This is a genomic window from uncultured Parasphingorhabdus sp., from assembly GCF_963677535.2.
GTDB lineage: Bacteria > Pseudomonadota > Alphaproteobacteria > Sphingomonadales > Sphingomonadaceae > Parasphingorhabdus.
On the sequence record NZ_CAXXUT010000001.1, the window covers coordinates 498400 to 513507 of the forward strand.

13 protein-coding genes and 1 tRNA gene are annotated in these 15108 nt (G+C 55.1%); 8 read left to right on the forward strand and 6 right to left on the reverse strand.

What is annotated here, in order from left to right; translation table 11 throughout:
• The first annotated feature begins 8 nt into the window (after positions 1-8).
• Positions 9-1412, forward strand: a complete 1404-nt coding sequence (locus ACHZCJ_RS02375; RefSeq protein ID WP_159643091.1) for a nitronate monooxygenase family protein — start codon at positions 9-11, stop codon at positions 1410-1412.
• Between the two features lies 1 nt (position 1413).
• Positions 1414-1869, forward strand: a complete 456-nt coding sequence (locus tag ACHZCJ_RS02380) for a GNAT family N-acetyltransferase (RefSeq protein WP_321323576.1) — start codon at positions 1414-1416, stop codon at positions 1867-1869.
• 56 nt (positions 1870-1925) lie between these two features.
• Here ACHZCJ_RS02380 and ACHZCJ_RS02385 read toward each other — a convergent pair whose 3' ends face one another.
• Positions 1926-3245 carry an ammonium transporter gene (locus ACHZCJ_RS02385; protein ID WP_321323578.1) on the reverse strand — a complete coding sequence of 440 codons (1320 nt, stop codon included), beginning with the start codon at positions 3243-3245 and terminating at the stop codon, positions 1926-1928.
• A gap of 100 nt (positions 3246-3345) precedes the next feature.
• Complete coding sequence (locus ACHZCJ_RS02390) at positions 3346-4344, reverse strand: D-glycerate dehydrogenase (protein ID WP_321323580.1); 999 nt, start codon at positions 4342-4344, stop codon at positions 3346-3348.
• Between the two features lie 109 nt (positions 4345-4453).
• On the opposite strand from ACHZCJ_RS02390, the gene ACHZCJ_RS02395 reads away from it, so the two are divergent.
• On the forward strand, positions 4454-4930 hold the full coding sequence (locus ACHZCJ_RS02395; protein WP_321323582.1) for an SH3 domain-containing protein: 477 nt from the start codon (positions 4454-4456) through the stop codon (positions 4928-4930).
• On the opposite strand, the gene ACHZCJ_RS02400 is transcribed toward ACHZCJ_RS02395, so the two are convergent.
• Positions 4931-6121: an acetyl-CoA C-acyltransferase gene (locus ACHZCJ_RS02400; RefSeq protein WP_321323583.1), complete on the reverse strand. Its 1191-nt coding sequence runs from the start codon at positions 6119-6121 to the stop codon at positions 4931-4933.
• Positions 6122-6271: 150 nt separating this feature from the next.
• Here ACHZCJ_RS02400 and ACHZCJ_RS02405 point away from each other — a divergent pair, with 150 nt between their 5' ends.
• Positions 6272-7033, forward strand: a complete 762-nt coding sequence (locus ACHZCJ_RS02405; RefSeq protein WP_321323586.1) for an A24 family peptidase — start codon at positions 6272-6274, stop codon at positions 7031-7033.
• Positions 7034-7135: 102 nt separating this feature from the next.
• Positions 7136-7220: transfer RNA gene (locus ACHZCJ_RS02410), tRNA-Leu, on the forward strand.
• Between the two features lie 184 nt (positions 7221-7404).
• Here the strand turns inward: ACHZCJ_RS02410 and ACHZCJ_RS02415 are convergent.
• Together ACHZCJ_RS02415 and ACHZCJ_RS02420 are read right to left on the reverse strand one after the other, a co-directional pair.
• Positions 7405-8571 carry a glycosyltransferase family 10 domain-containing protein gene (locus ACHZCJ_RS02415; protein WP_394700014.1) on the reverse strand — a complete coding sequence of 389 codons (1167 nt, stop codon included), beginning with the start codon at positions 8569-8571 and terminating at the stop codon, positions 7405-7407.
• A complete protein-coding gene (locus tag ACHZCJ_RS02420; protein ID WP_394700015.1) occupies positions 8571-9785 on the reverse strand; it encodes a glycosyltransferase family 2 protein in 1215 nt (404 codons plus the stop codon). Before ACHZCJ_RS02420 ends, ACHZCJ_RS02415 begins: the two co-directional genes overlap by 1 nt.
• A gap of 34 nt (positions 9786-9819) precedes the next feature.
• Between ACHZCJ_RS02420 and ACHZCJ_RS02425 the strand changes: the two genes are divergently transcribed.
• Entirely contained in the window at positions 9820-11130 is a 1311-nt protein-coding gene (locus ACHZCJ_RS02425; RefSeq protein ID WP_321323592.1) for a nucleotide sugar dehydrogenase, read from the forward strand.
• Between the two features lie 8 nt (positions 11131-11138).
• Here the strand turns inward: ACHZCJ_RS02425 and ACHZCJ_RS02430 are convergent, their stop codons facing one another.
• On the reverse strand, positions 11139-12194 hold the full coding sequence (locus ACHZCJ_RS02430) for an NAD-dependent epimerase/dehydratase family protein (RefSeq protein ID WP_321323594.1): 1056 nt from the start codon (positions 12192-12194) through the stop codon (positions 11139-11141).
• 223 nt (positions 12195-12417) lie between these two features.
• Between ACHZCJ_RS02430 and ACHZCJ_RS02435 the strand changes: the two genes are divergently transcribed.
• Both ACHZCJ_RS02435 and ACHZCJ_RS02440 read left to right on the forward strand, forming a co-directional pair.
• Positions 12418-12981, forward strand: a complete 564-nt coding sequence (locus ACHZCJ_RS02435) for a methyltransferase domain-containing protein (RefSeq protein ID WP_321323596.1) — start codon at positions 12418-12420, stop codon at positions 12979-12981.
• A 55-nt stretch (positions 12982-13036) separates the two neighbouring features.
• The gene (locus ACHZCJ_RS02440) at positions 13037-14746 is read left to right on the forward strand and encodes an ABC transporter ATP-binding protein (protein ID WP_321323599.1); all 1710 of its coding nucleotides are present in this window, start codon (positions 13037-13039) and stop codon (positions 14744-14746) included.
• The last annotated feature ends 362 nt before the right edge of the window (positions 14747-15108 follow it).

Genomic DNA, 15108 nt, shown 5'->3' on the forward strand with positions numbered 1-15108 from the left:
AGATTTCATTGTTCAAGGGCTTAAAACCCATTCAGTATAACGGTCAGGAAGTATGGCCGTTGATCGAGGGTGGAAAAGGCGTCGCAGCCACCAATCACGCGAGTTCGGGTGCTTGGGCGGCTGCCGGCGGCATCGGCACGGTATCCGCAGTCAATGCGGACAGCTATGACGAGCATGGCAATGTCATCCCGCAAATCTATCATGGCCGGAAGCGCGAAGAGCGCCATCAGGAACTGATCGACTATGCGATCGACGGTGCGGTGACGCAGGTCAAACAGGCCTATGAAATATCCGAGGGCAGGGGCGCGATCAACATCAACGTCCTGTGGGAAATGGGCGGCGCGCAGCAAGTGCTGGAAGGCGTGCTCGAACAGACCAAGGGTATGGTCGCAGGCGTCACCTGCGGTGCCGGCATGCCCTACAAGCTGTCCGAAATCGCCCAGCAATATGGCGTGAACTATCTGCCGATCATCAGCTCCGCCCGTGCTTTTCGCGCGCTGTGGAAGCGGGCCTACAAGAAGGTTCCGGACCTGATGGCTGCGGTCGTCTACGAAGACCCCTGGCTGGCAGGCGGTCATAACGGACTGTCCAATGCCGAAGATCCGCGCAAACCGGAAGATCCCTATCCGCGGGTCAAGGCGCTGCGCGAGACAATGCGCGCCGAGGGCATAGCAGACAACGTGCCGATCATCATGGCCGGCGGTGTCTGGCATCTGCGCGACTGGCAGGACTGGATCGACAGCGAAGAGCTCGGCCAGATTGCCTTCCAGTTCGGCACCCGACCCTTGCTGACCAAGGAAAGCCCGATCCCAGAAAGCTGGAAGAGCGAACTGACCAAGATCAAGGAAGGCGATATCCTTCTGCACAAATTCTCGCCGACCGGCTTCTATTCTTCGGCTGTGCGCAACGAATTTTTGCGCAGTCTTGAAGCGCGATCGGAACGGCAGATTCCCTATTCGACCGAGAAAGCCGGCGAGCATACGCACCAGCTGGATGTCGGGGTCAAGGGCAAGAATTTCTGGGTCACACGCAATGATCTGCTCCGCGCGCGCGAATGGGACGGCCTCGGCTTTACCATGGCGATGAAAACGCCGGACAACACATTGATCTTTGCCACGCCCGAAGAGTCGAAGATGATCCGCAAGGATCAGGCGGATTGTATGGGCTGCCTGTCCCATTGCGGTTTTTCCGCCTGGAAGGACCATGACAATTTCAGCACCGGGCGGCTTGCCGATCCGCGCAGCTTCTGTATCCAGAAAAGCCTGCAGGAAATCGTCCATGGCGCTCCGGTCGAGGAACATCTGATGTTCGCCGGCCATGGCGCGTATAATTTCGGCACCGATCCCTTCTACTCCAATGGCTTTGTACCGACGGTGAAGCAACTGGTGGATCGCATCCTCACGGGCGACTGAGTTGGAAATCCGGCGCGATGATCTGAGCGGCCAGCAGGTTCAGGACCTGCTGGCATCGCATCTCGCCGGCATGCAGGAAAATTCGCCGCCGGAAAGCGTTTATGCCCTCGATCTTGCGAGTCTGCGTACCTCCGATGTCTCGGTCTGGACGGCATGGGAAGGCAGAGACCTGTGCGGCGTTGGTGCGCTCAAGCAGCTGTCACCATCGAACGGCGAGGTCAAGTCGATGCGCACCGATAACCGACATTTGCGCAAGGGTGTTGGTCAAGCCCTGCTTGATCATATTATCGCTGTGGCGCAGGAACGCGGCTACCGACGAATAAGCCTGGAAACCGGCTCGGGCCCGGAATTTGAGGCCGCGCTGAGCCTTTACCGGAAGCGTGGGTTTACCAATGGCGAACCGTTCGGCGCCTATGCGCCGACCGACTTCAACCAGTTTCTCCATCTGGAATTGTGACCTGTCGACAGATTGCCGATGGGGTCAGATTTTCCGGCTGGATGAAGCTGTAGAAATCAATCCAGATCCCAGGCCCGTTCGCCATGGTTGGAAATATCCAGACCATCGCGCTCGTCGTCCTCGCTAACCCGCATCGGCAGGATATAGCTGATGCCGAAGCCAATGATCGCGGTGGCGACTGCCGACCAGATAGCGACGGCACCGACGCCGATCAACTGGGCAACAAACTGGCTGCCAAAGGCCATGTTTTCGCCATAACCGGTGCCGCCAAAACTTTCTGAGATGAACAGCGCGAGCAGCAGGCTGCCCAATATGCCGCCAACTCCGTGGACCGCAAAAACGTCGAGGCTGTCGTCGATCTTGAAGCCGTTCTTCACCAGGCCCACAGCAAAGAAACAGACGATTGCAGCAGCCGTTCCGATGAGGATCGAGGCGCCGGGCCCGACAAATCCCGCGGCCGGGGTGATCGTTGCCAGACCGGCAATGGCACCCGTTGCGACGCCAACCGCAGTTGATTTGCCGACCTTGAATTTCTCGATCAGTATCCAGACCAGCGCGGCCATGGAGGCGGCGATATGGGTGTTGATGATGGCCGCAGAGGCATCGTCGGTCGCTGTCAGCGCGGAGCCGCCATTGAATCCGAACCAGCCGACCCAGAGCATCGCAGCACCGGCGACGGTCAGGGCAGGGCTATGCGGCAGCATGAGCGTCTTGGGCCAGCCCATGCGCTTGCCGAGCATGATTGCGACAACCAGCGCGGAGACGCCGGCGGTGGTGTGAACGACGATACCACCGGCAAAGTCGAGCACACCGAGATTGCTCAGCCAGCCGCCACCCCAGACCCAATGAGTCACCGGCGCATAGACCACCAGCAGCCAGAGCGCACAAAAAGCCACGACCCAGCCAAAGCGGGCCCGCTCGACCCAAGCGCCGATCATCAGCGCCGGCGTGATCACGGCGAAGGTCAACTGGAACATGGCAAAGGCGGATTCCGGTATCGAGGTGGCTTCTCGGACATTGCCGAGGTTGTTCAGCATCGCATTGAAACCATTACCGAGAAAACCGTTGGTTACCGGACCGAATGCCAGCGAATATCCGATGACAACCCACAAGATCGAACAGATGCCAACCACCGCCATGCACTGGATCAGGACCGAAAGAAAATTCTTCGAGCGAACCAGACCACCATAGAACAGCGCCAGACCGGGAAGGGTCATCAGCAGAACCAGCGCGCTGGATGTCATGATCCAGGCCGTGTCTCCGCTATTTGCAACATCAGCGGCAATCGCGGGATCAATCGGCAATTGCGCATGAAGCGGAGAAGACACCAACCCGGCCGCCAGCAAGGAGCCGATGGATTTAACTGGATATTTCATGATGATCCCCGCTGCTATAATTTTATTATCGCTGTTCGCGCTCGCGAATCAGATTGCGACGAATTCCTAGTCCAGACCGGGAGGGGACTCAACGGAAAGCTTAAATCCAGCCATCGAGCACCTGATCAGGGGGCCGGTGGCCATCTGCCCAGACGCGGATATTGGTGATTACCCGTTCGCCGGATGCTTCACGCCCCTCGAAGGTCGCGCTTCCCATATGCGGCAGCAGGACCGTATTCTTCAGCGCCAGAAAACGCGGGTCGATCGCCGGTTCGTTCTGGTAGACATCCAGTCCGGCCCCGCCGATCCTCTCATTCTGTAAAGCATTGATCAGGGCATCTTCGTTGACCAGATCACCGCGCGCGGTGTTAATCAAATAGGTGGAGGGTTTCATCATGCCGATCCGTTCGGCATTGATCATCTCGTGCGTTTCCGCCGTATGCGGACAATGAAGAGTGATAATGTCACATTCGCGCACCAGTTCGTCGAGGTCGGCGACAAAATTGGCGCGCAGCGATTCCTCAACCGCTGGCGGCAACTGTCGGCGATTATGATAGAAGATCGAGAGGCCAAAACCCGAAGCGCGGCGAGCGACGGCCTGTCCGATGCGGCCCATGCCGATGATGCCAAGCTTTTTGCCGCCGATGCAATGGCCGAGCATGCCGGACGGCTTCCAGCCTTCCCATTCACCGGATCGCACCAGTTTCTCGCCTTCCGAAAGCCGCCGCGGAACCGAGAGGATCAGTGCCATGGTCATGTCTGCTGTATCTTCGGTGAAAACGCCGGGTGTATTGGTCACCAGGATTTTTTTCGCGCGGGCAGCGCCCAGATCAATATGGTCCACACCCGCCCCGAAACTGGCGATCAGGCGCAGCCGGTCGGGCGCATTGGCAATCATTTCGGCATCGATATGATCGGTCACGGTCGGCACGAGAACATCGCAATCCGCCATGGCCGCGATCAGGTCGTCGCGCGAAAAGGCCTTGTCGCTATAATTGGGCACGGCATCGAAGAGCTCGCACATGCGGTTCTGATTGGAATCCGCCAATTCGCGGGTGATGATGACACGGGGTTTCGAGATCGCTGGTGAGTCTGGCATAGACCCGTTGCTATGCCCGAATTTCGGTTCAGGTCAAGCAGCTGGCTCTTGAAGCAGGTCCGTCTTTCGGGCTATGCCATGATCAATTGGGGAAGAGTAAACAATCATCATGCGTATTCCGGCTTTCATGCTCGTCGCGATCTTGGGTGTGTTCCCGCTATCGCCCGCTGCGGCGCAACAGCAGCCGCCCTATTGGGCCTCGATCGACGAACCCGAGGCGCGGATGCGGACCGGCCCGAGTACCGAATATCCGACGATGTGGATATACAAGCGCGAGAAATTGCCGATCAAGATTCTGGCGCGCTACAAGGCCTGGCGCAAAGTCGAGGACCATGAAGGAACCCAGGGCTGGATGCACGCGCGCCTGCTCAGCGCGTCCCGCACCGGGCTGGTGCTGGCGACCAATGGCAAGCCGGTCGCGATGCGGGCCTTGCCCGATCCGGACGCCAAAATTGTGTGGCGGGCCGAACCGGGCGTTGTGGGCAATCTGACCCTGTGCGAAAAAGGCTGGTGCCTGTTCGACGTCACCGGCCGTCGCGGTTATATCAGCATGTCCGACATCTGGGGCGACGAACCGCTGAAATAATCAGTCGACCAGTTCGACCGCTACTGCGGTTGCTTCGCCACCACCGATACATAGCGCCGCGACGCCTTTTTTCAGGCCGCGTTTTTTCAGGGCCGCTACCAGCGTCACCATGATCCGCGCGCCGCTGGCACCGATCGGATGGCCGAGAGCGGTGGCGCCACCGTTGACGTTCAGCTTGTCACGGCTGATGCCGATATCCTGCATCGCGAACATGGCAACGCAGGCGAAGGCCTCGTTCACTTCCCAGAGATCGACATCCGCAACGGACCAGCCGGTCTTGTCGAGCAACTTCTGGATCGCGCTGACCGGAGCCGTGGTGAATTTTGACGGTGCATGGGCATGGGCGGCATGGCCGACAATCCGGGCCACCGGTTTCAGGCCCTTGGCATTTGCCACGCTTTCGCGGGTTAGCACCATGGCGGCGGCACCGTCCGAAATGGAAGAGGCATTGGCGGCGGTGATCGTGCCGTCCTTGGCAAAGGCAGGGCGGAGCTGGGGGATTTTGTCCGGATTGCCTTTCAGCGGCTGCTCGTCCTTGCCGACGGTAACGCTGCCCTTGCGGCTTTTGACTTCTACCGCAACGACTTCGTCATCAAAGGCATCGCCTTCGACGGCGCTCTTGGCGCGAGCAAGCGATTCGATAGAATATTCGTCCTGTGCTTCGCGGCTCAACTGATATTCGCCTACGGTTTCTTCGGCAAAGCTGCCCATTGCCCGGCCCGGTTCATAGGCATCTTCAAGACCGTCGAGGAACATATGGTCCTTTGCTTCGGTATGGCCGAGACGCGCGCCGCTGCGCATCTTGGGCAGCAGATAGGGCGCGTTGGTCATGCTTTCCATGCCGCCTGCGACGATCATATCGATCGAACCGGCCGCCAGGGCTTCCGCACCCATGATCGCAGCCTGCATGCCGGAACCACACATCTTGTTGACCGTCGTTGCTTCAACCGACTGCGGCAGTCCGGCGAAAATGGCGGCCTGACGGGCAGGGGCCTGACCCTGACCGGCAGAGAGCACATTGCCCATATAGATACGCTCTACATCCGCGCCTTCGACTCCGGCGCGTTCGACGGCTGCCCTGACCGCAACCGCTCCCAGATCGGACGCACTGACTTCGCCAAGCGCCCCCTGCATGCCGCCCATCGGGGTACGGGCATAGGAAAGAATGACGATCGGATCGGAATTGGACATGGAGGAGCCTTTCTGGGTTTGATGCGACGCTTCGGGCGTGCGCGATTCTTGCAAACCACATAGGCGCGAACCTCCGCTTTTTCAATTGGGGCATTGAATGCCGCGCATGACCGTGCCAATCGACCGGGATATTCCTGTTTGGAGCCTGTGTTGCCAGCCCATTTTGTACCTTTGTTCGCCATTTTACTCGGCTTGATCGTCGGCAGCTTTCTGGCGACGCTGATCCTCAGATGGCCGGAGGGCCGTTCGGTCGTGGCCGGGCGATCGGCCTGTGACCATTGCGGGCATGAATTGCGCGCCCGGGAACTGGTTCCGGTGCTGAGTTTTTGCCTGCAGGCGGGAAAGTGCCGACGATGCGGGACGGTGATCGCACCGGATCATCTGGCGATCGAACTCGCTGCGGCACTGATCGCCGGGCTTGCGCTATATGCGTCGCCCGGTCCGGATGGGGTGGCCGGGGCACTGTTCGGCTGGTTCCTGCTGACCCTCGCGGCGCTGGACGCAAAGCATCACTGGCTGCCTGACGGCCTGACGGGGGCGCTGGCACTGACCGGCCTGGCCACCGGTCTGCTGTCGATTCCACCATCGCTGGTCGACCGGCTGATCGGCGGCGTTGCCGGTTTCGCCTCTCTGGCCATCATTGCGATCATTTACAAAGGCATTAGAAAGCGTGATGGCCTCGGCGGCGGTGATCCGAAAATGCTGGGCGCAATCGGCTGCTGGCTGGGCTGGCAAATGCTGCCACTCGTGCTTCTGGGAGCCAGTCTGGTCGGCCTATTGGTCGCGATATCCTGGCGGCTGCGTGGCCGAACCGTCGACGCCGGAACGATGATGCCCCTCGGCAGCCTGATGGCGATCGCCGCCTTTCCCTTATGGCTGGTGCAAGCCAGCGTGGTCGATATAGCATATTGATTTTCCGATGTCCGCGCAGACAGCGGAAAAAGCCGTTGCCAGCGCTGGGCCGGTTCGCTAACAGAGCCTCGATTTCGCTGTACGACATTTGATACAGCCGGAGCCCCTGTGGTGGAATTGGTAGACGCGCTGCACTCAAAATGCAGTTCCGCAAGGAGTGCCCGTTCGAGTCGGGCCAGGGGCACCATCACCTGATTTTGATGGACAATGGCTGTTTTTGTTCCAGCACCGTCAGCAACTGACTTCAGTTAACCGCAAGCGTCCCATGGGTCGGGAAATGGCCGTCGGACAAAGATCCGACATATCAATTGTCAGCTCGATGGATTTGTCTTGTCTCGATTGTCCAGGTCGAACCGGTTATCGCTATACCACTAAGCATTCCGCCAGTTCAAACGGATCTGTTCAATGGTCATCGGACGAACGGGTTGCGGGACATCGGTGGCAGATTTCACAAATTTTGCGAGCCGCGCAAATGAATTATGTTCATCGAGTACAATGCGTTTCGCTTCCAACACCGCATCGCGGTTTTTCTGCCAGCGATCCGAACTGGCAGCATCCTTGATAATCTTGAATACATCAGGATCCTCTGGGTCAATCAACACCATACTCTCGGCCGGAAAAAAATCCGTAATGATCTTGCTGCCATAATAGATCGGCATGGTTTCGGCGACGAAGCAATCGGTCAGTTTCTCGGTAAAATAATAGTCAGACCGGGAATTCTCAAATGCGATGCTGTAACGATAGGGAGCCAGCGCATCCCATTTGTCTTTGATCGGATTGAATCCGTGGCCAAAATGGTCGAACGCGACTTCCCGCTTCAGTTTCTCGAGAAAGCGCAATCGATAGCGATGACTGGCCATAACCGCCTGGTTACTGCACACCCAGGATAATGTTCTGGGCTTGTGATCGATCGAATTGGCTTTGAGAAAGTCATAGTCTTTCATAACACTCCAGCTCGGAGTCAAAGACGCGGTGGTGATATAGCGACGCTGCGCATCGGATTTTTCTTCCAGACTTGCATCGCAGGTCAGAACAATCGTGCCGTCTCCCTGTGCTTCATGCCACGGGCGATGTGTGTGTGTTGGCGGCTCGCAAACAGCAAAGATAGTGCGGTTGGGGCTGCCCCGAAATCGGATTTTCTGCCGGTGCCAGTCAATGCTGTTCAAAATGATGTGCCAGTCAGGTTCCGGCGTTTCGCCCCTTGTGAATGCGACACCATCCCATATTCCCCGCCCGCCCGGGGTCGACAAACGAACGGCGAGCAAGAAACAGTCCCAGATATCTTCGCTATCGGCGTTGCCGGTTCGGTCCGAGCCTCGCCAATTATCATAGCAGCTGACAATAATTTCCGCTGCTTCTACATCTTCCGGAGATACCGAGGGGTGCTGAATATACTGCTGCGGGGTAAATAAGTCCGTTATATAGGCTCTGCCCAAGTTGCGAACATGTCCCCTCACGTATCTCAGAATGCTGATCACCCTGTCTGCTATTGTGACGGGAAGTGCTACCGTCCCCGACTGATCAACTTGTTTTCTCATCAAGATATAGCCTTCGCGCCTTGGTGGCCAGAATCACGCAGGTTCCGCACAAAACGGTAAACCCCTCTTATACCTTTCGCCGCGAGATAGATCGAAAGCAGAAAATGATAGTATAACCGCCGGTTGGGCATCGCCAGGATATCAACGAAATTCGGTTTGCGGTCAGGGTGATTCATGATGCAGACATATAGTCTCTTCGCATGATCTTTGGACTCCCAGTCGCCCGCACAACCGAAGCGGATGGCCATGCCAACTATTGCGATACGATAACGCATGTCGGTTTTCTCGATTTCCAGATTTTCTGAATTCGCCCATTCGCGAAAAGCCAGTCGCGCCTGCAGAGAGCTTTTTGTGCACTCGTGGTCGGTCCGGTTAAAGCTCAGGTGGCCAAAAGAGTGTTGCCGTCTCAATCCGATATATTTCGATGTCGAGGAACCTGATCCGGTTTTGGCAACGACCCGCCACACAAACTCGGTATCTTCACCGACGACAAGGGAATTATTATATATTCCGGATTCTAACAGCGTCGACCTTCTATATAATGCAGCATGGGTCATCCAGCTGTTGGAGAGAATATTCTGTTCCGACGATCTTGATATCCCCGACTTGTCTGCGGCCAATATTCTGCCGTTTTCATCCGAACTGTGAATATTCGCGATCGCATAAGGGAAATTCCCTGCCGATAGCAATTGCACCAGCGTCTCCAGGGCATCAGGAAAGACAAGATCATCAGAGTCCAGCATGTAGAGGAATTCTCCTCTTGCGTGCGCCAGACCGTTGTTTCGCGCGGATGCGACACCCGCATTGTCCTGATGCAGCACGGTGAATGCAATTTCGGGATTGTCCCGCTGCCAGCGCGTCAATCGTTCAAACGTGCCGTCGGTTGAGCCGTCGTCGACGACAATGATCTCAATATCAGGCCAGGTTTGCGCGACGACGGACGCCAAGGCGTCCTGTACGAGTTGTTTCCGGTTGAAGGTTGGAATGATTACCGAAACCAGACCGCTGACATATTCCGTATTTATCATCGGCACCGACGATGTCTTTTCAGACTGGTCACTGTGGCTATCAGATTTTATCATCCCGCTTTGGGCCTCGTCGAGAATAGAATTCAAGTCAAGAAATATTGCAACCGCATCAACGCCTTGCCTGCGCTTCATCGATTGAGTTGTTCGGGCGGTTTCTCGAAACGTCCGATGGTTGTTGACGAGCACATTTTCATATGCTCCTGTTCGGCCGATGGAAGCCTTGAAAAAACACCCTACCGATAGCCTGTCGGTGATTGGTTTGGGCAAGGTCGGTTTGCCGCTTGCCGCAAATCTGGCATCTGCCGGATCACCAGTATTTGGTTATGATCCGGATCCGGTCAGGCGGGATCTGTTAAGTAGCCACGATCCTCAGCAAGACGAAATTCTTTATGAAAACGGGTTGTCTCATGCCTTGAAGGAAGGCGCGGTCAATCTGACAGCGGTCGACAATATGGCGGAAGCAATTCTTGCCTCTGCCATATCGTTTGTCATCGTTCCCACTCCTTCGTTACAAAACGGAAGCTTTTCACTTTCCTTTGTCGAGAGTGTCTGCAGTGAAATCGGAAAGACCTTGCGTAGCAAGGCCGAAGACCATTTGATTGTCCTGGTAAGTACAGTTTCGCCCGCGTCAGTGGCTGACACTATCATTCCGGTGCTGGAGCGTGCGTCGGGAAAGACTTGCGGCAAGGGCTTCAGCTTTTGTTATTCACCGGCACTGATCGCCCTGGGCGATGTCATAAAAGGTTTTGCGGAACCCGATTTTGCATTTGTCGGAGAGGTTGACGAAAATGGCGCTGACCAACTGAATGCTTTTTATTCTGACCGATTGCCGCCCGGAACGCCAATACATCGAATGAGCGCCGAGAGCGTGGAAATTGCGAAACTGGCGCTGAACAATTTTCTGACAATGAAAATCGGTTTTTCAAACCTGATCGGTCATTTGTGCGATCGAACCCCGAACGCGGATGTGCACGACGTACTCGGTGCACTGGGGAATGACACGAGAATAGGGGGGAAATTCCTCAATGCCGGAATGGGATTCGGTGGCCCTTGTTTGCCGCGGGACAATGCTGCGCTGTCGGCCAGTTTGTCGTCGGTGGATCTGGAGCCGTATTTACCCGAAGCCATCGCGCGTAGCAACATGGACCATACAACCCGGCTGGCAATGATCGCGGATCCTCACCGGAACGTCGGTGTTATCGGACTTGGTTATAAAGCCGCCAGCCCGGTAACCCTGGATTCCGCTGCTATTGCCCTGTGCAATATTCTGATCGAGCGTGGCCGCAATGTCTATGCATTTGATCCCCTTGCAGACAAAATGGATTTCGGTTCGTTACACGAGCAGGTCATATTGGTCTCGTCGCTTTCCAAACTATTCGAGCTGGTCGAAATGGCCTTTCTCACAGCCGACCTGCAGTCCTCAGGAGAATTGGCTGAAAATTTTCCCGACGAGGTCAAGCTGATCGACGTAAGCAGCCGACTGGCAAATGATGAGAGACATTCGCACGTTCGCATATTTGGCAAGTCATAGCTCGCCAGTCAGACATGGTTTTTAATCGCCACCTGGCTTGCTATCCATTGATAGGTCGTTGCGAGCCCCTGAATCAGCGGTTGTTCCGGTTTCCACCCCAGAACTTCAGCAATAAGCCTGTTGTCCGAATTCCTTCCGCGGACACCCTGCGGACCTTCAACCGATTGGATTTTCAGTTGTTTTCCCGATAATTTGATGATGGCCTCTGCGAGATCTGCTATGCTGATCATTTCCTCGGATCCGATATTGACCGGATCGCTATAGTCAGAACGCATCAACCGGACGGTGCCTTCGATACATTCGTCAATATAGAGAAAAGACCGTGTTTGCCGTCCATCACCCCATATTTCCATCTCCGTCCCGTCGGTTGCTTCTGCGATTTTCCTGCACAATGCAGCCGGCGCTTTTTCCCGCCCGCCCTGCCAGGTTCCCAGCGGCCCGAATATGTTGTGATATCTAGCTATTCTGACATTGATCCCATGGTTGCGATGAAACGCCTGGTAGAGTCGTTCGCTGAACAGTTTCTCCCATCCATAATCGCTCTCCGGGTCAGCGGGATAGGCCGACTTTTCCCCACAAACCGGATTATCAGGATCGGTCTGGTTATAGGCTGGATAAATACAAGCAGACGATGTGAAGAATAGCCGCCCGGCCTTGTCAGCGGTGCAATATTTCGCCGTGTTCAGATTGACTTGAGCCGAATTGAAAATCACGTCTGCATCATTCTCGCCGGTGAACAGATAGCCTGCTCCACCCATATCAGCAGCCAGTTGATAGACTTCGTCAAAGTCCCGAAAGAAAAGGCTTTCCACGACTTTTGCATCCCGAAGGTCGCCGATAATGAAATCATCGGCTTTGGTCTGGCCAAATTCCGGATATTTGACGTCCACGCCGCGAACCCAGAAACCTTCGCTTTTCAATCGATTTACCAGATGGTTCCCAATAAAACCGCCGGCTCCAAAAACCATTGCTTTGTTCAATTGTCTCTCGCCATCCATCAGGTGTCGCGGACAAATCTGATTATTTGACCCAGCCTTTTTCCGGCGTAGTAAAGCCAACAGCATGTTTCAATTAAAAAGAAATTGAGTCTGCTGCTTGCGACTGATATTTCGGCCATTCACAATGCGTAATCCACCAAAGCTCATGTCAGGAAATAATCGATCCGGGATTTTGCCAGTAAAGCTGCATTCCCGGAAACGGCTGAGCGCACCACATTCCGACGGCATATTATTCCTTGTTTATTCGCAAGACGTATAAAATGTCATCGCCCTTCAGGAAGAGAAACATATGACCAGCCCGGTAAAATTGCATCTGGGCTGCGGGCCCGTATATATCCCGGGCTTCATTCATATTGATGCAAATCCCCATAGCCATGTCGACCATGTTTGCAGCGTTGATCAACTCGATCATATAGCCGACGACAGCGTCGATTTAGTCTATGCTTGCCACGTCCTCGAGCATTTTGGCCGAAACGAATATCAAGCGGTTCTGACAGAATGGTACCGCGTGCTCAAACCGCGCGGAATCCTGAGACTTTCTGTTCCGGATTTTGCAAAAACTGTGAAAATTTATGTTGAGAGAAATCTTCTGGTTGACGGTATGATGACGATAATGGGATCTCTGGTGGGTGGACAGCGTGATGAATTTGATTATCACAAAATTGTATTCGACCGGAAACTGCTCGACCAGGCCCTTGGAAATGCGGGCTTTACATCAACCCGCCTTTGGGATTGGCGGGACACGGAGCACGCGCATATTGACGATCATTCTCAGGCCTATCTTCCGCATATGGACAAGGAAAACGGGATATTGATGAGTTTGAACATGGAGGCGGTAAAAGGATCCGATTGAACCGTGATCGAACAATTGGCGGCAAGCATGCCGAACCTATCCGGGGAACAATGATTTGACCATATTGGAAGAAGTGCGGGTCTTGATCAGGCTGATGTCACCGGCACTGCGGCTTCGAATGGTTATGACATTATTGTTGATGCTTCTCGGCATTTTCGCCGAAATGCTGACGATCGGAGCGGTGCTTCCGTTCATTGCTTTTGCAACCAATCCGGAGTCCGAAATGATCGGGCCTCAAGCAAGGGCCTGGTTCGATTGGATCCATGACGACCCGCTGATTGCAGCATCCATTGTGTTGGGGGGGGCAGCCATTTGCTCGACGGGTGTACGATTGTTCCTTTCTTGGGCCAGTCAGAAATTCATTGTCAATTTTGGTGCCGAACTTTCCAGAGAGATTTTCGGCCGGATTATCCGGCAGCCATATGCCGAACAGGTAAGAAGAAACTCCAGCGAGATAATGTCGGGAATTTCCAAGGTAAACGATGTTGTTTACGGATTTGTCCAGCCGTTGATGCAGGCGCTGATTTCACTGACTATGGTAATATGCATTTCCGTGCTTCTTTTTGCCATCAGCCCATTTGCGGCGGGTGTCGCCGGGTCAATAATAGTGACCGCCTATGCTTTGGTCGCGCGATTGAGCATCCACCGCTTGCAGCATAATTCGGAAATCATCGCCACGCAGATGACCCGCCGGACCAGGATATTGCAGGACAGCCTGGGCGGAATTCGTGATATTATTCTGGAACGATCACAAGATGTTTTTGAAAGCAAGTTCGCCGATGCCGACCAACGAAACCGCGCTGCAGTCGGGATGAACAATGTGATCGCAACCACTCCCCGATATATAGTAGAAGCAGCCGGTATTCTGGCCATTATCTTTGTTACGGCCAAGATGAGCGCCGGCACGGAGGGCTTCACCGGAGCCATTCCCACTCTCGGTGCTATCTCTTTTGGCGCGCTCAGGCTCTTGCCTCTGGTCCAATCCACCTGGAACGGTCTGAGTGCCGCAATGGGTAATCGCCAGTTGCTGGCAGATGTTTTGACATATTCAGAACTCCCGGTACCGGATCAGCACCCGAAAACCGGCAGGATTACGCTCGACAGGCAACTTGCCTTCAAAAATGTCTCCTTCCGCTATACCGATGGCAGTCCGACGCTCAGCAAGGTGTCGATAGAGATAAACCAGGGGGAGCATATCGGTATATCCGGGATTACCGGTAGCGGTAAATCAACATTTCTCGATCTGGTCTCGGGATTGCTTGTTCCCGACGAAGGCCAGATCAGCGTAGATGGCGTCCCGCTGCGGGATGAGAATATCGGCGCATGGCAAGCCTCGATTGCCCACGTGCCACAGTCGATTTTTCTCGTCGATGATACGATTGCTGCCAATATTATATTCGGGTCCGGGCGCGAAACCATCGATGAATCAAAATTGCGACGCGCCGCAACGGTTGCACAGCTCGATCCGTTTCTGGAAAGCTTGCCACTTGCATTCGACACATGTGTCGGAGAACGCGGCGTGAGATTGTCAGGCGGTCAACGGCAGCGCATTGGTATTGCCCGGGCGATCTATCGACAAGCTTCAGTCCTGATCCTGGACGAGGCCACAAGCGCGCTGGACGGTGTTACCGAAGCAAATATCATGACTGAAATTTCGAAGCTGTCTGACGAGTTTACCGTGATAACGGTTGCCCACCGACAATCCACGCTGGCCTATTGCGACCGGATTTTGAACGTGGCGGATGGCCAGCTCCATTGGCGCTGAACCAGGGCAAGGTCAGCAAAATAGCAGTCGCTCGATAGGTCCTGTGGCCATCTCTATGCCGGCTTCCAAGGGCGTGGATCGGCGAATGCCGGGTTTTGAACGTTGTCAGCTTCGACCGGCGATCATCCGCTTCCGGATATCAGGATCAATTCGGCAACATTCTTAGATCCTTCAGGCGATTGCCGTTGCGATTTGCCGGGAGGCGCTTTCCGAAACCCCCGAAAATTGTGGCCAAGTTGCAACGAATCCGCCGATTTCGTTAATATTGCGACTATCTGACGGGAAAATCGCGCTTATAATCTGGACTATTTTCCGTGTTTGCATCAATTCCCCGGCCAAGATGGGTAGTTGGACCCATTCCA